Raw genomic sequence first — 16,486 nt, forward strand, 5'->3', positions numbered from 1 at the left:
TCTCATCCCTTGCGGCGGGCGCGCTTGTGCGCCTCGTTCACCTCGTCCAGGACGGCGACCATCGCGCGCGCCTCACCAACGGTCAGGTCTCGCAGATCGACCGGGGAGCACTGGAAGGCGTAGGCCAGACGCGCGCGGTTCATCACGCCGCCGCCGGGGTCCGTGTAGGGTCCGGCGGCTCCGCGTCCTCGTCGGCGTCCTCGCCGTCGGCGTCGTCCTCGTCGGACAGTGCGGCGACCTTCTGCCATCCGGCCATGGACCCGTTGTTGTAGATGTCGGTCAGCGACACCGGCTGTCCGGCGCGGGTCCGTGCCGACCACTCCAGGACGGCGAGCCGCTTGCCGGGCTTGAGGTTCGCGCCGAACAGGTCGACGTTGGTCACGCGCTTGATGCGGTCCACTTCTGCGTACGACAGCTGGTCGAGTGACGGAACCTCGATGGGCCCGTACCTGTCCTGAATGGATTCCGTGGCGCCGGAGCCGGTCTCGGCCGGCACCGCATTGCGGGGGCTGGATCCCTTACGTGTAGCCATTTCTCACACTCCCCTTACGGTGTCGCAGATGGACTGCATGTCTCGGAAAAACGCGGCCAGCCACAGCGCCTCGGTCGCGCGGGCGGCGTCGGACAGGAACGGTTGCGCGGCGATGCCCCGGCGCGGCCATCCCCAGTGGATCGGCGCGGCGTAGGGGACCCGGGCGCCTCCGGCGCGCACCACGGCCGCACCAACGGCGCGGTTGCCGCGCACGGACGCGGCGAGCCGTCCCGTGCGGCGGGGCGCGGCGGCGGCCCCGGCGCGAGCGACGATCGCGGCGGCGGCGGCGTTGGCGTCCTTGAGGTCGGCGGCATCGGCCCCCGCCTTACGCAAGGTGCGCCGTAGCTGCGCGGCGCCGTCCACGTCGATCGTGAACGCCTCGCGGGCCATCACCCGCCCCCGCCGCCGGTGTAGGGCAGGGTCACAGACTTTGTGGCGGAGGCTCCACTCTGGCCGGTGACCTTGACGGTGAACGTGTTCGGCTCGGTGTAGAGGTGGCTGGCGGTTCCCGCGTCGGGGGTGTCGGTGGTGTCGTCGCCTTTGTCGCGGGCGTCGCCGAAGGCGATCGCGGCCGGGCCGCCGGAGACCACGGTGACCTTGACGGTCATGCGCGTGGTGTCGGTGGTGTCCTCCTCGGCGGTGAACACCGGGGCGGCGGGGAAGGCCCGGTCTACCTCCCCGATCACCGGAAGCTCCAGATCGGACGTGAGCTGTGCGGCCACGTCGCCGCCGATGTCGCCAAGACGGCATTGCACGCGCCCGGTGTAGGTCGGGCCGCCGTCGCTGTTGGGCGTCCAGGTGAAGGCCACGACCTCGGTTTCGTTGTCCCACAGGAAGTTGATGAACCCGTTGGGGTCGTCGAAGTCCTGTACAGCGGTGACCTTGAGCGTGCGGCCCGTCTTGAGCGTCGGGGCGTCGGAGTCGCCACAAAGGACCTCCAAGACTTCGCCGTCCTCCTCGTACTCCGTCGAGAGAGTGACGTTGGTGGGCTGGCACGAGAAGTCCACGGCGATCCCGCCGTCGGGGGTCAAGGTGAGCTTGCCCTTCTTGAGGCGGCTCTTGGTGATCGTCATCGGTTGCTCCTATGTGGTGACCTGCACGCGCACGCACGGCAGGAGGTTTCCGGCCGGGTCGGTCCCGGCGAGCTGGACGGGTTCGATGAGGTCGACTTGGCCGACCTCGCCGCACGCGGCGGCCAGCGCCGGGATAACGGGGTCCTCGGCGTCGACGACGGTTCCGTGATCGGCGCCTGCCATGACCACCCACACGTGCCAGACGACGGCGAGCGAACATCCGGTGAGGACGGTCGCCGACACCCACGACGGCCACCCGTCCCCGGCCTGCGGCGTGTCGGGCATGACCCGATACCCCGTGCAACCGGCCACCGTGGACACAGCGGCAGCGAGGTCTTCGCGGATGCCCATAAGCCCATCACCGCGATCCGCAAAGGGCCCTCTAGCCGCTCGATCTCGGCGTCATAGGCCGGGAGCCGGGTGGGTCCGTACTCATCGGACGGACCGGTCAGCCCCAGCGGGACCCCGCGCGCGGCGACCTCCCGGGCGCAGCGCCGCAGCAGCGCCGCGTAGGCGTCGGGCGGGAGGGTCCCGTCTGCGGGGAGTCGGCAGGCGCGAGACTGCGCGGCCGTCTCGGCGTCCAGGACGACCCCAAGCTCGGCGTCGTCCATTGAGGACGAGGCGAGCTTGAGCCACGCGCGGACCTGCTCTACGGTGGGATAAGCCGCCATCACGTCGCCCCCGAGTGTGATGGCGGCGCCGTGCGCCCCGGCACCGGCAGGCGCCCCGGCGCGGGCGGGGAGAACCCGCACCGGGGACGACCCGCAGCGCGACCGCGACCGCCCACACCGGACGGCACGTCACGACGCGAAACCAGCAGCGCCACAGAAACCCGGCCATCACTTCCCGGCCTTCTGGGTCTCGACGGGCGGTACGACGGCGGGCGCGATCTTGCAGAAGCCCTTGGGCTCCAGGAATCCCGACGCGGCATAGCCGCCGTAGGCGACCTCCACACCGAGGATGGACGGTTCGATGGCCTGGATCAGTCCCAACTGGACCTCGTAGTACTCGTACAGGCTCTTGGATCCGACGATGACGGTCTTCTCCGGCAGCAGCGGCGCCACGATGCGCGGCGCGTTGAACACGTCGCCGGAGAAGCTCGTGATGTCCTGCGTTCCGCCGTTGCCGTCGGCGCGGGGCGGGAGCATCAGCCGGGCGGTGTCACAGACGGCGCCCATGATCGCCCACATGTCCACCGAGCACCAGATGGTGTCGGGCATGCGCTGACCACCGGCGTACGCCTTGGCGGCGGCGGAGTAGAGCGCCGTCGCCCACCCGGCGAGATCGTTGGTGGCCACGGTGACCGACTGCGTGATCCCGGTCGCGAACGCGGTAGCGGTCGCCGCTTCGGTGGCCAGGCCGTACTGGTCGGCGAGGTCGGTCGTGAGGATGTTCCACGCGCCGGGGTCGGTCCAGTCGATGTCCTGCCGGGACACGTTGACCACGCCGCCGTAGGTGGCCTTGGGGAACTCCAGGCTCTCCACCTTGAGCGCCTGCGAAGCAAGCTCGGTCTTCTCCGCCGTCTGGACGCCCACCTTCGTGTGCTGGGTGACGATCGGACGGGAGAACGTCTTGCCGGGGATGTTCCCCAAGGGACGGACACCAAGGCTGGTGATGAGTGGGCGGCGCGCGTCGATGATGTTGATGACCGGCCCGACGATCGGCGTCGGGAGGATGCCGGGCGTCTCGGCCGTGGTCATCTTCGCCACGGCGCGAGTCAGGCGCTCGGCGGCGGCCGGATCGCGGGCGATGCCGATCTTCGGCGCACCGAAGGAACGCACCCGGTCGAGGAGCAGCGCACCGGGCGAGTCGTAGACCGGACCGTCCTCAGCGGACGGCGCGGCCCGCTCGGTGACCCGTGCGCCGCCGCCGACGGCGCGCGTGGTGGCCGTGTCGGCGCTGGCGCGCAGGGTCTCGAACTCGCGCAGCGGCTTGAGCTGCGCGTCGATCGCGGCGATGCGTTCACGGGCGGCGACTAGGTTGCCCTGCTCGGCGTCGACGAGGTCGCGCCCGCCGTCGTCTTCCACATGGGACAGGAGGTTGTCGACGAACTCGACCTGCGCTTCGCGCTGCTCTTCCAGGCGCGAGATGACCGGGTTGGGCGTGCAGTTGGTGACCATGAGAAGGCTCCAATGCGGACAGACGGATGAAGGTCTGTTCGGGTGCCTTCCGGGTGACCGCCAGGTGGTGCCCGCAAGGGTCCGGCGTGGACGGTCGGCGCAGCGAGGCGGCGCGAACTACTAAGGGCGATAGTAGATCAGGTGGTGAGGTTCGCGCGCCAGTTCTGCCACTCCGCCAGTGCCGGGCGCGGCGCCGGGGCGGGGCCGGTGCGTTGTCCGCCGACGGGGCGCCCTGCGGTGCGCACGAGGGTGACTCCGGCCCCGGCGTAGGCCGGGACGGCGCACAGCGAGGTCTCCAGTAGACGGCCCTCGTGATGGACGACCCGCGCGAGCGAGTCTCGCGTGGCGGGGTCGACGGTGGAGCGCCCGGCCATCGGCGCGAACCCCACCGACAGGCCGGTGAGCAGGCCCTCGCGCGCCAGCCGCCCGGCCTCCTGCGCACGCGGCGAGGAGTCGAGTTCCCACGCCCCGTACAGGCCGTCCAGCTCTTCACGCCACGCGATGGCGCGCCCGATGGGGAATGCGTCGTGGTCGTGCCACAGCATCAGCGGCAGCGCGCGGGCCGCCTCCTTCGTGGACTTGCGGAACGCGCCGGGCGCGATCGTCTCGAAGTACGTGCCGTACTCGTCGCTGACCTGCTCGGCCACGCCGTAGGGAACGGCGCGGCCTTCCAGGACGACCGGCGCGTCGCGCTCTTCGCGGACGGTCTCCAGTGGAGCCATGCGAATCCGCGGGGAGCCGTAGACGCGCAGCTCCGGCGCGAACGTGGTGGGTGCGCTCATGACTGCTCGGTCTCCTCGATCTGTGCTCCGCCAACGGTTTCGGTCTCCGGCGGCGGCGTGTCGGATGTGGACGGTGCGGCATTCGCCGGCACCGGGGACAGTCCCATGTAGGCACGCGCCTCCTCGGTGGTCATCAGCCCGCCCGAGACGGCCTCGGTGAGGGTCGTGACGGTGGTCGACATGTCGTCGGCGAGGAGCTGTTGACGGTCGAGCCGGAGCGAGTGTCCACGCGGGACGAGCTGTGCGGTCCACGTCTGCTCGAAATCGGTCATGATCGGCTCCAGCGTGGTCCGCAGGAGGTTGAGGTACATCGGCCCCGGGGACCGGTAGGTCAAGGACTCCGAGGGCGCGCCCAGCCAGTACGGATCGAGAGAGAACGCGTTGGCGATGTCGACGAGCGTCGCCGACCGCGCGGCGGTGAGTTCGGCGTCCGAAGGGGACCACGACAACGGGAGGATCTGCGTACCGGCGGGGAACACCCCGGGCTCGCGGCGCGGCCCGCCGAACAGGTCGGTCCACCGCTGCTTAGCGGCAGTCGCCTCCTCTTCGGACAGACGCGGGTTCGGCGCGATCACCGCCACCGACGGCACGGCGCCGTCGGCGAGCGCCGACGCCTCGTACTCCTCCTCTGCGATCGCCCGGGACAGGGTGCGCATGTGCTGCTCCACGACGCCCACACCCCGCGCGGGACACCACGAGTCGGCGCCGCGCTGCACGTGCACGATGTCGGCGGCCGGGATCTCCTTGCCGCGAGCCCAGTAGCGCGGCCGGGCGTAGTCCTCCTGTGCGCACTCGATCGCCACCCATGCAGCGGGCAGCCACCGCAGGGCGGCGGGGTAGCCGTAGAAGTCGCGGGCGGAGATGTAGGCCACCGCGTTGCCGTGCATGAGGTAGTCGTCGACGAGCTGCCCGAACAGCCACGCGAACGAGCGCGCCGGGTCCGGCTGCTCCAGGAACCGCGTGCGCGGCAGCGGCTGCGTTCCCTTGTAGTCGTCCAAGGTGGTCTGCCGGATCATCCCCGTGATGAGCAGCAGTGCACGGGCCACACCCGGCACCGTGCGCGCCCGGTCGGCGTCCATCCACGGCAGCACATCCGGCCAGACGACGCGGTTGTACGGCGACAGTCCACCCCGGATCGGCGCGGCGGCGCCCGAAGAGCTTTCCATGATCCACACCGTACCGCGATCTACTAGGCGGCATAGTAGGAAGCATGACGAACACGCCCACGGCTCCGCATCCGCAGCGCTCCGCCGACAAGCACAAGGCGCGCCAGGCCCTCACGCTCGCGATGACCGGCCTGTCCGCTGCGACGGTCCTTGACGTCCTCATTGGGCACGAGCTGGCGCGGCGTGGGCTCGAACTCGGCGAGGGCGCACACCTCGAACTCGTCTCGATGGTCGCCGGAGTTGTCGACGACGAGTTGCGCACGCTTGAACTCTCCGCCCGCGCGCCGCTCGCGGCGGCGGCGCGCGCGTCCTAACAGGATCGCGAACTCTGGCAGCTCGGCCGGTGCGTTCTCCACGGCCCATGCGGCGAGGGTGACGGCCACGAGCGGCGCGATGTCTCCGGCGCTGCCCCGGCGTCCCCATGCCCATCCGTCTCCGACGGAGCGCTTCGCGGCGACCTCTGCGGCGGCGTCGAGCGCCGGGTGAGCAGCGAGGCGCACCCCGCCGTCGCGCATTCCGGCGAGGAGTCCGGCACACGCACGGGTGTACTCCGTTGCGGACGTCTCGTGCAGGATCTCGGCGAGCCCGTCATGCCGCCGGACTTCGTCGGTCACGTGCGCGATCGGTGAGCGCGAGTCGGCGACCGCCCACCGTGGACGCCACCGCCCGGCGAGTTCGAGGAGGCGCGGCACCACCCACGCCGTGCCCTCCCGGCGGTCGGCGACCTCGGCGACCAGGCGCCCGGAATCGTCGCGCCAGCCGATACCGATCGTGGCCGACGACCCGTCCACCGGACCGTCCCATGTGAGCACCGGCCCGCCGGGTTCGGGCTGGTCGGGTTCGCGTTCGCGGGCGGCCTCCCACAACTCGGCGGGGATGGCGAGTTCGGCGGTCTGTGTCCAGCGGTTGCCGTAGGCGCGCGCGAACTCGCCGGGCGGGAGCAGCTCGGCGGCCGACGCGATCGCGTCGGGGCGCAGCGTGTAGCCGCGCGCGGGGTGGTTCTGATACACGGTCTCGACGTCGGTTGCGGCTCCGTCCGGAAGGGACCATTCGAAGTACGCCACTGTGGACCGGCGGGTCCCCGCCGGCCCCGGGTCCGCGGTGGCGTCCCGTCCCTTGTCGACGAACTCGCGCAGCCACGCACTCGTTGCGGTGCCAGCGGTCGAGACGATCCACAGTTGAGCGTCGGTCGTCGTCTGCGTCGGGATGATCGCCTGCGCCAGCTCCGCGCCGCGCACCGCGTCGAAGGCCCACGCCTCGTCCACCGACACGAGGTGCGTCGTCTTCCCGTGCAGCGCCTCGGGACCCGGTGAGAACGGGCGCAATGTGGACGCCAGGGCCGTGTATTTCAGCTCTTCAGAGCCGTTGGACATGCGCGAGGTGATCAGCGTCGAGAGTGGAGAGGAGTCCACGGCGTCGACGTGCTCAAGCCAGAGGTCGCGGGCGTCGGCGCGGGTCTGCGCGGTCATCCACACCCGGCGGCGGCGCCCCGTCAGGCATCGGTGCGCCGACAGCGCCCCGAGAAGCAGCGATTTACCCGCCTGTCGCGGCACCGTGACCACCACGACCCGGTACGCCCACTGGCCGGTGGGCGTGATCTCCAGGGCCGTGTCACAAACCTGCCGCTGCCACGGCATGAACGGCGCCCCGAGCGCCGTCGACACCTTCGCGACCTTCCCGCCGAAGGTCAGCCGGGACGGGTCACGGGCGGTGGCGTAACGCGGCGGGACCGGGCACAGCATCCGGCTTCCCCAGATCCTCCAACAACTCCGTCAACCGGTCCGGCGCCGACGCACCCCGCGCGGCCGGAGTCAGCCCGAGATCGGCGAGCGTGGCGCGCAACTCGGCGGCCAGCTTCGCCGCCGCCCACCGGTCGTCATCCAGACAGGCCGCGTCGAGCAGCCGCGCCAGCGTCCGCGCGGTCGCCGCAAGCGGTCCATCCGCGACGGTCTGAATCGTCTTCGCTCGCTGCCCTGCTGTGATCGCCGCGCCGACGGCGCGCTCAGTTCGGCCCGCCGGACGCTGCTTGAGCCCGGGGAGCGCGTCGCGCTGCGCCGACTTCTTCGCCATGCCGACAGCGTCTCATGCCAACATGCGCATACCTGCATGTTTGCTCGAGGTCTGGTCGACATAGGACGGCCGGGTCTGGCTATCCGTCCCGGTCGTCTTCGTCGTCGGGTTCTGCCCACACCAGGCCGATGTCCTCGCCGTCCGGTCCGAACTCGCGGACAGTGGCCCACCCGGGCCGTTCGTCGGGCGGGAGAAGCCCCAGGGTCTTGACGTGCTCGGTCAGCTCGCGCGTGCCCATGGTTTCGCTGAGCGCCTTGAGTTCGGCGTGTAGTGCCTCGTCGGTGGTGACCGGTGTCCCGTCAAGACTCACTGCCGCGCTCCCGTTCGATCGCTTCCCCGGTGCCCGGGTAGATCCACACGCGGGTGCTTCCCCGCTTCGTCACCTCGTGAACGTACAGCGTCTTTCCTTCTGGGATGAGCGCGGACAGGTTCGGGTCGCACCCGTCGGGGTAGTTGCACGGCTTCATGTTGATGTACACGACGGCCTTGGTCATGTTCTCGTCCTGGCGCAGGCGGGCGGCGGCGTGCGCCTCGATGTGGCGACGCATCCGGGGGTAGGACCGCCACGGGTCCACAATGTCCTTCCCGTCTCCGGCCGGGCCGTCGTCGTCGGCTTCGTGGACCGGCCCCAGCGGGCGGCCCTCGCCGTCGTAGACGCGGCCGACGGCGATCCGGCGGCCGTTGGCGTTGCGCTTGCCGACGTGCGGCTTGATTTCCGAGACGGCCTCCGGATGAGACGCCAGCGGCCGGAACCCTTGCAGCACAGGCGTTCTCGGCTCCGGCGTCCTTTCGGCCGGCTGCGGCCCGGTGTCTACGGTGGACGGCACCCCCGAATCCACAATGGCGGCGTCGGCGTAGATCTGGCGCAGGTACTCGGTGAACGTCTCCCCGGCGCCGACAGAGCCCACGTCGGCGCGCTCCAGGACTTCCCCCACGGTCTCCAGCCGGGCCAGTGACGCCGAGACCCGGTCGTTGCCCGCGCCCTCGGTCGCGTCGGTCAGTTCGCCGCGCGCCTGGCTGTACTTCTCCCGGGCGCCGCGTAGTAAACGCTGCGCCTCTGACAGCAGCTCAAGTGCGCGCCGTGCTCCGTTCTGGAATTCCTCGAAAGGCCCTGTCACGCGGGCAATCATGCAGGACGGCGCGCGTCCCCGGCAGGCCGCGCGCCGTTTCCTCACTGTGGAAGGTCTACACCGGTCGTTCCTCTTCGCCGCGCAGCACCGCGCGCGGGTTCACACCCGCCTGCGCGAGCCGCCGGGTCGCCTCGTTGCGCTTCTCGCACGGCCAGCCCCCGCAACCGGCCGTGCACCTCCTCGAATCGGGGTCGGACGCGTCATACCACCTGCTTCGGTGCTCGCCCCAGATCTCGTACCACTCGGCGGAACTCTTGCCGCCGAATGTCGTCGTCATGCCGGTGCCTTGCGTTCGTCCACAAGGGGGTCCACGCCGAGTTTGAGCATCGCGTCGCGGACGTCGGCGCGCCAGCGACAGGGGTACGACGAGGCGCTGCATGAGCACCGGCCGCCCTTGATCCGCTGGTGTTTCTGGTATTCGTCCCAGAGGGTTTCGATGTCGCTCATGACGGCGGCGCCTCCGGCTCGCGCCAGCGGGACGGCGTGACGTTGAGGTCCAGCCGGGTGTTGTCGACCAGCCAGTACGAGACCGTCACCGGCCGGAAGGCCGTCAGCCTGTCCCGGAAGTCCTCGATGGACGTCGTGAACCGCGACCAGGCCCCGGGTTCCTTGATCTGCGGGCTGACGGCGTTGACTTCGGTCTCCAGCCACGCAACGGCGTCATCGGCGGTGGCGCACGTCTTCGCGCGAAGCTCCCTCGGCTTGTTCAGCCACTCCGATGTGATCAGCGGCGGGAGGTTCGTCAACGGGTTGCGGCGGTCGGCGTCGGTGGCCTTGTTGAGCACGTCGCCGTGTCCGCGCCAGCGGTGGCAGATCCATTGGTCCTCGATGGTCATGGCATCCCCTGTGTGTGGTGGTGGAAGGCCCCGGCGGCTCGGAGGGGCGCCGCCGGGGCCGGTGTTGCGATCGGGGCGGGAAGGGGCCTACAGGCCCTGATAGCTCTGCACGAACGCGTCCAGCTCTTCGGCGCTGAACCGCAGTTCGGGGCCGTCGGGGTTCTTCGTGTCGCGCAGGGCGTAACCGCCGCCGGTGATCGGCGCGTACTCCACACAGGAGTCCTGCGTCCCGGGGTCGGACTGGTCACCGGTGTTGCCGCCGCAGGCGCGGACGTAGCCGCCGGACAGGTCACGGCTGTACAGATCGCTGCTCATCGTGATCTCCTTGGTGTAGGACGTCAGCCTCGGCCGACGTCGGTTCCGAACCTGGCCGGGCGCCGATGCTTCCTAGGGCCGAAGCGCCCGGCCAGGGGCTCGCGTTGGACTGTCCGCAGGGGACGCGAGGGCTCCGGGCGGTCGTGGGGACCGGCGCCGGGAGACGATCGACCGTGGTGCGTGTGGACAGTGCGGATACGTTGTGCCGCAGGCACATTCGAACCCGCCGCCTTCCGCCACGAAGTACAGATGTCGTCCGCCGTCCATCGCAGCTCCCTGCGGGTTGGACCGGGACACGGGCAGGTGGAAACCCGAAAAGAGGCCGCTCGGCCCCGATCAGGAAAAAGGGCCCGCGCCCCGGCGTGTGTACACCCGGCGCGGCGGGCACTGAGCCACCCCGCGCCGGGGAACTTCGGGACGAGGAAGGGGAGAGCGCCCACCAACGGGAATCCGGTAACCGACAACGTTCTCCCCTCCCTCCGTCATGTCGCCCGGGTGCTGACTCCCGAGGCTTCCGCCCTGCTCAGGGACGGTGTACAAGGGACAGTACGAAAGGAACGGTGCAGAAGCCACGACTCAGCGTGCAAGACACGTTGTCCCACCACGGGACAAGCAAGATGGGGAGACGACTCCCCCACGCCAAGGGTTCTCATGTCGCGCAGTGATGCGGCATCCTGTGCTGATGCCTGGACCGATCCTCACGCGTCGCCAGCTCGGCCGCCGTCTGCTCAACCTCCGTGAAGTCGCCGGAATCTCAGCGGGAGCCATCGCGCGAACGAAGCTCATGAGCACCAGCAAGCTTTACCGGCTTGAGGCCGGAGAGATCGTCGAACCCGCCTGGGTCGAGGTCAAGGAACTGTGTGACATGTACGGCCAGAACCCCGCCAGCGATCTGAGCAAGGAACTCGTCAGGATGGCAAAGGCGTGCCTAGAGGCCGGGTGGTGGGAGCCGTTCGGTTCCGGTGTGCCGAAATGGTTCCAGCTCTACCTTGAGCTTGAGCAGATCGCCCACACGATCCGGACCTATGAGGTCGCCTACGTCACAGGTCTGTTGCAGACGGAGGCGACCATGCGAGCCCTGCTGTCGGCGAACCCAGCCCTTCAAGCTGAAGCCGTTGACAGCACAGTGGACCTTCGACTGAAGCGGCACCTGAACTTCTTCGCACGTATCCCGCTCCCCAGCCTTGAACTGGCGATTGACGAAGGCGCACTGCGCCGCGTCATCGGTGGCCCCGCAGCGCACGCCGAACAGCTTGAGCGCCTCTACACGATGAACAGCCGCCCGAACGTTCGCGTCTTCGTCCTGCCCGCGTCCGTCGGCGCCTATGCCGGGCAGGGGCAGCCGTTCACCCTGCTGGAATTCCCCGATGACCTAGATCCGGATGTGGTGTACTCGGAGGCTGCAACGGGAGCGCATTACGATGAGTCGGCCGAAGCCTTCGCGAGCCGTAGGGCTACCTTCGGAAGCATGATCGCGCAAGCAGTGCCACTTGAGGAGTACCAGCTATGAAGCCTTCCCCCTGGCGCAAGTCCAGCCGCAGCGGTGGGAATCAGGGCCAGTGCGTCGAGGCCCGCACCAACGCGGGCCGTTTCGAGCTTCGCGACAGCAAGCTTGCCGACGGCTCGCCGATCCTCGAACTCAGCGCCAACGACTGGCGCGGCTTTCTCAGCACCGTTACCCGCTGACCGAGCATCTGAAGAGCCCCCGCGCTCGCGCGGGGGCTCTTGTCGTCTCCTCCGGGCCGCAACCGTGAGGATCATTCGCGTTCCGGGTGGTTCTCGCGTGGGGTAGGCCGGTGCGGGGGAGAGACGGACAGGGGACGCGGGGTGTCCGGCCCGGGGCCGGAGGAAAAAACCGGGTGTCTCACCAGCGCGACGAGGGCGCCGTAGGCGCGTCGGTGGGTAGGCGGGGCGGGTTGGTGTACCAGTCGGCGACGTACCGCGCCCACTCGCGGGGCCGCTCGTCGGCGGCGCGGCGTAGGCACTCATCACGGCCGGGGTCCACGAGTTCGAACACGGCGCCCGCGCGCACGTACGCGGCGACCTGCCCGCGCCCCGGTGCGGTGTGCACGATGTAGACGGTGCCGCCCGTGGGCGGGGTGGCCAGCAGCGAGCGGACGACGGCGGCGCGGGCGACGCCAGCGAGCCGCATGGGCAGCCGGTCACGGCCGTAGCGCTCGCCGCCGAAGCACTCCACCAGGTCGTCATAGTCCACGATGGCGTCCCCCTGCCCGGCGAGGTCGCGGGCGCGGGTGGTCTTCCCGCCGCAGGGCGGGCCGACGACCACGACCAGGGCGCCGGGGCGGCGCACGAGGGCGCCGGACTTCGTGTTGCAGGTCGAGCACGCGGCCCGCAGGTTCGCGGGGTCGTCGGTGCCGCCGTGGGCGCGCGGGATGATGTGGTCGACGGTGCGCGCGTACCGGCCGCACACCCGCCCGTCGGCGCCGGGGACGAGGCACGTCCACCCGTCGCGGTCGAGGATGAACGCGCGCAAGCGGCGCCAGGCCCTTGTGGAGCCCGACGCCGCCAGCAGAGACATCGCGTGGTCTATCCGAAGAGGATCGAGCAACCGATGAACACGGCCATGATGGACAGCAACGCGATCACGTATCCCGCTAGTACCAAGGAAACTAGCTGCACGATGAGCCCGAACGTCGTCGTCCGAAATGGAATCCGCGGTTCCAGTCGGTGGGCGCCGGCGGGAGCAGGGTGCTCCATGATGGACAGGCCGGGGATTGTGGACTGGACGTCAGCGAAGCGGGCGTCCAGGTCGTCAGGCTGCTGCGGCACTGGCGGTCGCCTCCTCGGAGATCTCCTCGGCGGGCAGGGCGGTGGTGAACACCAGTCCGCAGCCGCCGCACCGGTAGTGGGCGTGCATGCCGCATCCGCACTGGAAGTCGTCTAGGACGGCTTCCAGGATGGTCGCGATGGTCGGTGCCATCACGCACAGCAGGTCGGCGACGACGGCCGTGGTGGTGCGCTGCACGTTGGACGCGAGGCACTGTGGACAGGTCAAGTCGGTCATGATTCCCCCGGGCCGCTCAGGCGGCGGTTGAGTTCGTGGTGCCGTTCGTCCACGTCGGACGGTGTTTCGTTCGGGACGTCGTGCCAGCGGGAGGACTTCGGGAGTCCGCACCGGCAGTAGGCGGTTCCTCGGTGGTCGACCGGGACGGCCGGGTCCGGCCGGTAGGGATGCGGGCGGAACGGCCGCCCGCATCCCCGGGGGTGGCTGGCGGCCACCCGCAGCCCGGCCAGCCACCGGTCAAGCGGCGGCGGGCAACCCACCGTCTTCGTCCACTTCGGGCAGCCCGGCGAAGTGCTCCGGGTCGAGCCGGTTGGGGCCTCGGTGGTACGGGTTGGGACGGTCGGCGGGTCGGGAGATCTCCGGAGGTCCGACCGACGCGAACGCGTCGGCGGGTTCTTCGTCTTCCCCGTACCGTCCCGTACCGTACGAAGCCGGATAGCTCGCGTCCCCGTGGTCGGCGACCTCGGCCCCGTGGTCCGCCCGTGGTCGGCGAGCGCCGATCTCGGCCAGGGTCAGCAACCGCATCCCGGCTTCCCCGGGTGTGCGCTGCCCCTTGCGCTGGTTGCACTCGCGGCAGGCGGTGACCATGTTGGACGCCCCGGCGGCGGTGTGTGGGTCGACGTGGTCGAATTGCTGCCCCGTCGCGCCCCTGGTGTCCTTGGGGTTGGTCTCCCGGGCGCAGTAGCGGCACATCCCGCCGTCCCGCTCGCGCAACTGGCGACGCAACCCCCGGTCGTCGCGCTCGGCGGCCTGCCGGTTCTTAACGGCGGCCTCGACTGCGTCGGGCTGGAAGTCCAGGTAGTCGTGTAGCAGGTAGTCGAACCCGAACGGCCACCGGTTGCGGTGCACTTCCATGCACCGGCACCTGTCGCCGCGCTGATGCAGTAGCGGCGCCTTGCCGTGCTTTGTGGACACCAGCATGTCCAGCAGCGGCGGCGTGCTGAACTCCCGCACCATCGCGCTGGTAAGGAACCCGTTGGAGTAAGCCAACGACGCCTCCCCCAGCAGCGCCGACCACGCCCCGAACAGCGCCAAGAACTTCTGCGGCGAGGTCGCCAGGACCCGGAACTTCATGTTCCTGGCGGCCTCGGCCTGCTTCTTCACCCACACCATTCAGGAGCCGTCCTTTCTCGATCGGCGCCACGGGCGCCAGCGGGAGGATTGCTTGGGCACGGCGGCGTGTTTGCCCCATGCGGAGAACGTGACCCTGATGCCGTGCATGTGGACCTCGGCGATGCGAAAGCCGGGGTCGGGGTGGAAGGTGTGGGCGGCCGGTGCACCAATCTGCGGGAGCACCGACCAGGCGTCTAGATCGGACTGTGTGCGTAGCCGGACGCGCGCGGTGCCGTCGCCAAGAGACACCAGCGCGGCCGGGAGCGGCGCGCCGTCGGCGACCAGTGCGGCCAGTGACGCCAGTAGCGCCGCCCACCGGTCGGAGTCGGTTACATCGTGGCCGCGCCGTTCGTCGGCGAGCCGGGCGAGGGCGTAGGCGGCTCCCTGTAGGGGGCCGTACACCTCGGCGCGGTGAACACCGGTCACCGTGGACCGTTCCCGGGCTTGCGGCGTCGCTGTGGAGCGATCGGCGGCAGGGGCGGCGGGTTGGGGAAGGTGAGCGCGGGTCGCTCGGGTGCGGCGGTGGTCGCGCGGTGGACCATCGCGGCTATGGCCGACTCGGGGACGCGGAAGGCGCCGCCGGACGACGGGCGGACGGCGGTCAGGACTCCCGACTTGATCCAGCCGTACACAGTGGACCGGCTGGCCTTGAAACGTGCTGCAACGTCCTTGACCTTCCAGTATGGGTCTTGCGTGGACAACGTGGCCTGCTTCCTGCGGTTTCGGGCGCGCCCGCCGATCGGACGCGAGAAGTCCACAGAGTGTGCCAGTTCGGTCACCGACCGTCGATCTTGGACAGAACGTGTTTTCTCGTTCTGGTGAGAAACGGTGAGAATCTCACCGATCAACCCCCTTTTTTGACCCCAGAAATGGGTGTAAATATTGATACGTTTCTGGTGAAACCGGCTCATTCTTCGCATTAGTTGTATGCGTCGCACAAGGGTCGTTGTGGGGATCCTGAAGACTTGATATTTCCGGGCAGGGACTCGCGTCTAACGGCGTGTCGCTTCCCCACGGGAAACGCTTCCCAACGGGAAGCGCCCCCGCCGACGAGTCGGCGGGGGCGCGGTAATGGGTTGGGTTAGGCGGCGGCGGTCTCCGGCCTCTGCCGGGCCGACAGGCGCGCCAGGAGCGCCGTGGACACTGTCGCCACGGCGGCGGTATCAACGGTGTCGTCATGGATGTAGGTTCGCGTGCTGCGCTCGCTTGAGTGCCCGATCACGGCGGCCAGGGTCCGGCCGTCCACGCGCGCCTTGCGCATCTCCGTGGCGTAGGTGTGCCGGTAGTCGTGCCCGGTCAAGGTCTCAAAGTCGGGAATGCGCGCCCGCTCGGCGGCCTTGCGCATGCGGTTGACGAACGTCCCCCGGTGCAGGTGGCGCCCGTCGCGGTCGGACAGCAGCACCGCGCCCCGGTGCTTCCCCTCGGCGCGGCCGGTGATCAGCGGCGCCAGCTCCGGCGCGTAGGGCGCCATGCGGAAACCCGCCTTACTCTTCGGGCCGACCTGCAACACGCGCTTGCCCGTGCCGTCGGGCTTGAACACCCACCGCACCTCGAATGACGCGATGTCCTCGTGAACGGACTCGCCGACCAGCAGCCCCGCCCACTCGCTGTAGCGCAGGCCCGTGGTCACCGCCACGACGGCCGGGTCATAGGCGTCCGGGCCCATGAGTGCCAGCTCATAGAACAGCGCTTCAAGGGCGCCCAGCCCCAACGCACGGCCCTCCCGCCCGTCTCCGCAGGGCTCGGGCACCAGGGACAACGGGTTGCGCTCCAGGACGGCCGGGGAGCCGTCCAGGCCGGGCCGGGAGAGATCATCGAAGACCGGTTCGAGCAGCCCCCGCCGGTAGGCGCGAACCGTCGTCGGCGCCAGTTTCCCACGCTCGCCGCCGACAGAGAGCAGATGGTCTTGCCACCCCTTCAGAACGGCCCCGGTAGCCTCCTGCGGCCAGTAGGCCGCGAGACCGTATACCGCATTGTCGATATGGGCGGCGGCGTTTCGCCGATACTGCGTCGCGCTGTACGCCTTGATACGGCCGTTGCGCTCGCGGTCGTCGATGCTGGCGTGAATGAGTTCGCCCAGCTTCGGGCCGACCCCGACCGCGCCCGGGACGAGGTAGTCAAAGCCCATCGCGCGCAACTGCGCACGGTTCGGCCACCGATTCCGATTGAGGTCCACCAGCGCCTTGAAACGCTCCGCCTCGCCCGCGTCGGTGAACGTCTGAGATTGCGCCGCGCCGTCCCGCGTACCGCCCTCGTTCCATTTCACCCGGAGCGAGGTCTCACCGTTTTTACGCAGGCGTGACTCTATGCTGGCCATAGCTGGC

Annotated in this window: 25 protein-coding genes; 2 read left to right on the plus strand and 23 right to left on the minus strand. The window is 69.7% G+C overall.

Annotated features, from left to right (window positions below; translation table 11 throughout):
* Positions 1-2: 2 nt before the first annotated feature.
* The 16 genes from HNR73_RS35315 to HNR73_RS35390 all read right to left on the minus strand — a co-directional run bounded on the left by HNR73_RS35315 (position 3) and on the right by HNR73_RS35390 (position 10,024).
* Complete coding sequence (locus HNR73_RS35315; protein ID WP_184792408.1) at positions 3-143, minus strand: hypothetical protein; 141 nt, start codon at positions 141-143, stop codon at positions 3-5.
* Complete coding sequence (locus HNR73_RS35320; protein ID WP_184792409.1) at positions 143-532, minus strand: hypothetical protein; 390 nt, start codon at positions 530-532, stop codon at positions 143-145. Before HNR73_RS35320 ends, HNR73_RS35315 begins: the two co-directional genes overlap by 1 nt.
* Before the next feature lie 3 nt (positions 533-535).
* Positions 536-922 (minus strand): HK97 gp10 family phage protein, encoded by a 387-nt coding sequence (locus tag HNR73_RS35325; RefSeq protein ID WP_184792410.1) that lies wholly within the window; start codon positions 920-922, stop codon positions 536-538.
* Positions 922-1,605 (minus strand): PKD domain-containing protein, encoded by a 684-nt coding sequence (locus HNR73_RS35330; RefSeq protein WP_184792411.1) that lies wholly within the window; start codon positions 1,603-1,605, stop codon positions 922-924. The genes HNR73_RS35325 and HNR73_RS35330 overlap by 1 nt, the downstream gene beginning before the upstream one ends.
* 9 nt (positions 1,606-1,614) lie before the next feature.
* On the minus strand, positions 1,615-1,890 hold the full coding sequence (locus HNR73_RS35335; RefSeq protein WP_184792412.1) for a hypothetical protein: 276 nt from the start codon (positions 1,888-1,890) through the stop codon (positions 1,615-1,617).
* A 554-nt stretch (positions 1,891-2,444) separates the two neighbouring features.
* Positions 2,445-3,725: a phage major capsid protein gene (locus HNR73_RS35340; protein ID WP_184792413.1), complete on the minus strand. Its 1,281-nt coding sequence runs from the start codon at positions 3,723-3,725 to the stop codon at positions 2,445-2,447.
* 137 nt (positions 3,726-3,862) lie between these two features.
* Positions 3,863-4,507 (minus strand): HK97 family phage prohead protease, encoded by a 645-nt coding sequence (locus HNR73_RS35345; protein ID WP_184792414.1) that lies wholly within the window; start codon positions 4,505-4,507, stop codon positions 3,863-3,865.
* The gene (locus tag HNR73_RS35350) at positions 4,504-5,673 is read right to left on the minus strand and encodes a phage portal protein (RefSeq protein WP_184792415.1); all 1,170 of its coding nucleotides are present in this window, start codon (positions 5,671-5,673) and stop codon (positions 4,504-4,506) included. Before HNR73_RS35350 ends, HNR73_RS35345 begins: the two co-directional genes overlap by 4 nt.
* Before the next feature lie 23 nt (positions 5,674-5,696).
* Positions 5,697-7,415: a terminase large subunit domain-containing protein gene (locus tag HNR73_RS35355; RefSeq protein ID WP_184792416.1), complete on the minus strand. Its 1,719-nt coding sequence runs from the start codon at positions 7,413-7,415 to the stop codon at positions 5,697-5,699.
* Complete coding sequence (locus HNR73_RS35360; protein WP_184792417.1) at positions 7,375-7,743, minus strand: terminase small subunit; 369 nt, start codon at positions 7,741-7,743, stop codon at positions 7,375-7,377. Before HNR73_RS35360 ends, HNR73_RS35355 begins: the two co-directional genes overlap by 41 nt.
* Before the next feature lie 79 nt (positions 7,744-7,822).
* Positions 7,823-8,053, minus strand: coding sequence for a hypothetical protein (locus tag HNR73_RS35365; RefSeq protein WP_184792418.1), 231 nt, complete (start codon positions 8,051-8,053; stop codon positions 7,823-7,825).
* Entirely contained in the window at positions 8,043-8,918 is an 876-nt protein-coding gene (locus HNR73_RS35370; RefSeq protein ID WP_184792419.1) for a DddA-like double-stranded DNA deaminase toxin, read from the minus strand. Before HNR73_RS35370 ends, HNR73_RS35365 begins: the two co-directional genes overlap by 11 nt.
* A 10-nt stretch (positions 8,919-8,928) precedes the next feature.
* The gene (locus HNR73_RS35375) at positions 8,929-9,150 is read right to left on the minus strand and encodes a hypothetical protein (RefSeq protein ID WP_184792420.1); all 222 of its coding nucleotides are present in this window, start codon (positions 9,148-9,150) and stop codon (positions 8,929-8,931) included.
* Positions 9,147-9,320 carry a hypothetical protein gene (locus HNR73_RS35380; protein WP_184792421.1) on the minus strand — a complete coding sequence of 58 codons (174 nt, stop codon included), beginning with the start codon at positions 9,318-9,320 and terminating at the stop codon, positions 9,147-9,149. The genes HNR73_RS35375 and HNR73_RS35380 overlap by 4 nt, the downstream gene beginning before the upstream one ends.
* Positions 9,317-9,709, minus strand: coding sequence for a hypothetical protein (locus HNR73_RS35385; RefSeq protein WP_184792422.1), 393 nt, complete (start codon positions 9,707-9,709; stop codon positions 9,317-9,319). Before HNR73_RS35385 ends, HNR73_RS35380 begins: the two co-directional genes overlap by 4 nt.
* Positions 9,710-9,796: 87 nt before the next feature.
* Complete coding sequence (locus tag HNR73_RS35390) at positions 9,797-10,024, minus strand: DUF397 domain-containing protein (RefSeq protein ID WP_184792423.1); 228 nt, start codon at positions 10,022-10,024, stop codon at positions 9,797-9,799.
* Between the two features lie 682 nt (positions 10,025-10,706).
* On the opposite strand from HNR73_RS35390, the gene HNR73_RS35395 reads away from it, so the two are divergent.
* Positions 10,707-11,534, plus strand: coding sequence for a helix-turn-helix domain-containing protein (locus tag HNR73_RS35395; protein WP_184792424.1), 828 nt, complete (start codon positions 10,707-10,709; stop codon positions 11,532-11,534).
* Positions 11,531-11,710: a DUF397 domain-containing protein gene (locus HNR73_RS35400; RefSeq protein ID WP_184792425.1), complete on the plus strand. Its 180-nt coding sequence runs from the start codon at positions 11,531-11,533 to the stop codon at positions 11,708-11,710. The genes HNR73_RS35395 and HNR73_RS35400 overlap by 4 nt, the downstream gene beginning before the upstream one ends.
* Positions 11,711-11,888: 178 nt before the next feature.
* Here the strand turns inward: HNR73_RS35400 and HNR73_RS41290 are convergent, their stop codons facing one another.
* The 7 genes from HNR73_RS41290 to HNR73_RS35435 all read right to left on the minus strand — a co-directional run bounded on the left by HNR73_RS41290 (position 11,889) and on the right by HNR73_RS35435 (position 16,479).
* On the minus strand, positions 11,889-12,563 hold the full coding sequence (locus HNR73_RS41290) for an HNH endonuclease (protein ID WP_184792426.1): 675 nt from the start codon (positions 12,561-12,563) through the stop codon (positions 11,889-11,891).
* A gap of 8 nt (positions 12,564-12,571) precedes the next feature.
* Positions 12,572-12,814, minus strand: coding sequence for a hypothetical protein (locus HNR73_RS35410; RefSeq protein ID WP_184792427.1), 243 nt, complete (start codon positions 12,812-12,814; stop codon positions 12,572-12,574).
* Entirely contained in the window at positions 12,798-13,049 is a 252-nt protein-coding gene (locus HNR73_RS35415) for a hypothetical protein (RefSeq protein WP_184792428.1), read from the minus strand. Before HNR73_RS35415 ends, HNR73_RS35410 begins: the two co-directional genes overlap by 17 nt.
* A gap of 237 nt (positions 13,050-13,286) precedes the next feature.
* Positions 13,287-14,162: an HNH endonuclease gene (locus HNR73_RS35420; RefSeq protein ID WP_184792429.1), complete on the minus strand. Its 876-nt coding sequence runs from the start codon at positions 14,160-14,162 to the stop codon at positions 13,287-13,289.
* Entirely contained in the window at positions 14,163-14,588 is a 426-nt protein-coding gene (locus HNR73_RS35425) for a hypothetical protein (RefSeq protein ID WP_184792430.1), read from the minus strand.
* On the minus strand, positions 14,585-14,863 hold the full coding sequence (locus HNR73_RS35430) for a helix-turn-helix domain-containing protein (RefSeq protein ID WP_184792431.1): 279 nt from the start codon (positions 14,861-14,863) through the stop codon (positions 14,585-14,587). Before HNR73_RS35430 ends, HNR73_RS35425 begins: the two co-directional genes overlap by 4 nt.
* Before the next feature lie 380 nt (positions 14,864-15,243).
* On the minus strand, positions 15,244-16,479 hold the full coding sequence (locus HNR73_RS35435; RefSeq protein ID WP_184792432.1) for a tyrosine-type recombinase/integrase: 1,236 nt from the start codon (positions 16,477-16,479) through the stop codon (positions 15,244-15,246).
* Positions 16,480-16,486 lie beyond the last annotated feature (7 nt).

The organism is Phytomonospora endophytica (assembly GCF_014202425.1).
Taxonomy (GTDB): domain Bacteria; phylum Actinomycetota; class Actinomycetes; order Mycobacteriales; family Micromonosporaceae; genus Phytomonospora; species Phytomonospora endophytica.

Excerpts from the sequence above, each read along its gene's own strand:
- HNR73_RS35400 (WP_184792425.1), top strand. The coding sequence starts at position 11,531 with ATGAAGCCTTCCCCCTGGCGCAAGTCCAGCCGCAGCGGTGGGAATCAG.
- HNR73_RS35420 (WP_184792429.1), bottom strand. The coding sequence starts at position 14,162 with ATGGTGTGGGTGAAGAAGCAGGCCGAGGCCGCCAGGAACATGAAGTTC.
- HNR73_RS35335 (WP_184792412.1), bottom strand. The coding sequence starts at position 1,890 with ATGCCCGACACGCCGCAGGCCGGGGACGGGTGGCCGTCGTGGGTGTCG.
- HNR73_RS35435 (WP_184792432.1), bottom strand. The coding sequence starts at position 16,479 with ATGGCCAGCATAGAGTCACGCCTGCGTAAAAACGGTGAGACCTCGCTC.
- HNR73_RS35380 (WP_184792421.1), bottom strand. The coding sequence starts at position 9,320 with ATGAGCGACATCGAAACCCTCTGGGACGAATACCAGAAACACCAGCGG.
- HNR73_RS35385 (WP_184792422.1), bottom strand. The coding sequence starts at position 9,709 with ATGACCATCGAGGACCAATGGATCTGCCACCGCTGGCGCGGACACGGC.
- HNR73_RS35360 (WP_184792417.1), bottom strand. The coding sequence starts at position 7,743 with ATGGCGAAGAAGTCGGCGCAGCGCGACGCGCTCCCCGGGCTCAAGCAG.
- HNR73_RS35395 (WP_184792424.1), top strand. The coding sequence starts at position 10,707 with ATGCCTGGACCGATCCTCACGCGTCGCCAGCTCGGCCGCCGTCTGCTC.
- HNR73_RS35390 (WP_184792423.1), bottom strand. The coding sequence starts at position 10,024 with ATGAGCAGCGATCTGTACAGCCGTGACCTGTCCGGCGGCTACGTCCGC.
- HNR73_RS35320 (WP_184792409.1), bottom strand. The coding sequence starts at position 532 with ATGGCTACACGTAAGGGATCCAGCCCCCGCAATGCGGTGCCGGCCGAG.
- HNR73_RS35350 (WP_184792415.1), bottom strand. The coding sequence starts at position 5,673 with ATGGAAAGCTCTTCGGGCGCCGCCGCGCCGATCCGGGGTGGACTGTCG.
- HNR73_RS35325 (WP_184792410.1), bottom strand. The coding sequence starts at position 922 with ATGGCCCGCGAGGCGTTCACGATCGACGTGGACGGCGCCGCGCAGCTA.
- HNR73_RS35330 (WP_184792411.1), bottom strand. The coding sequence starts at position 1,605 with ATGACGATCACCAAGAGCCGCCTCAAGAAGGGCAAGCTCACCTTGACC.
- HNR73_RS35355 (WP_184792416.1), bottom strand. The coding sequence starts at position 7,415 with ATGCTGTGCCCGGTCCCGCCGCGTTACGCCACCGCCCGTGACCCGTCC.
- HNR73_RS35340 (WP_184792413.1), bottom strand. The coding sequence starts at position 3,725 with ATGGTCACCAACTGCACGCCCAACCCGGTCATCTCGCGCCTGGAAGAG.
- HNR73_RS35315 (WP_184792408.1), bottom strand. The coding sequence starts at position 143 with ATGAACCGCGCGCGTCTGGCCTACGCCTTCCAGTGCTCCCCGGTCGAT.
- HNR73_RS35345 (WP_184792414.1), bottom strand. The coding sequence starts at position 4,507 with ATGAGCGCACCCACCACGTTCGCGCCGGAGCTGCGCGTCTACGGCTCC.
- HNR73_RS35375 (WP_184792420.1), bottom strand. The coding sequence starts at position 9,150 with ATGACGACGACATTCGGCGGCAAGAGTTCCGCCGAGTGGTACGAGATC.
- HNR73_RS35415 (WP_184792428.1), bottom strand. The coding sequence starts at position 13,049 with ATGACCGACTTGACCTGTCCACAGTGCCTCGCGTCCAACGTGCAGCGC.
- HNR73_RS41290 (WP_184792426.1), bottom strand. The coding sequence starts at position 12,563 with ATGTCTCTGCTGGCGGCGTCGGGCTCCACAAGGGCCTGGCGCCGCTTG.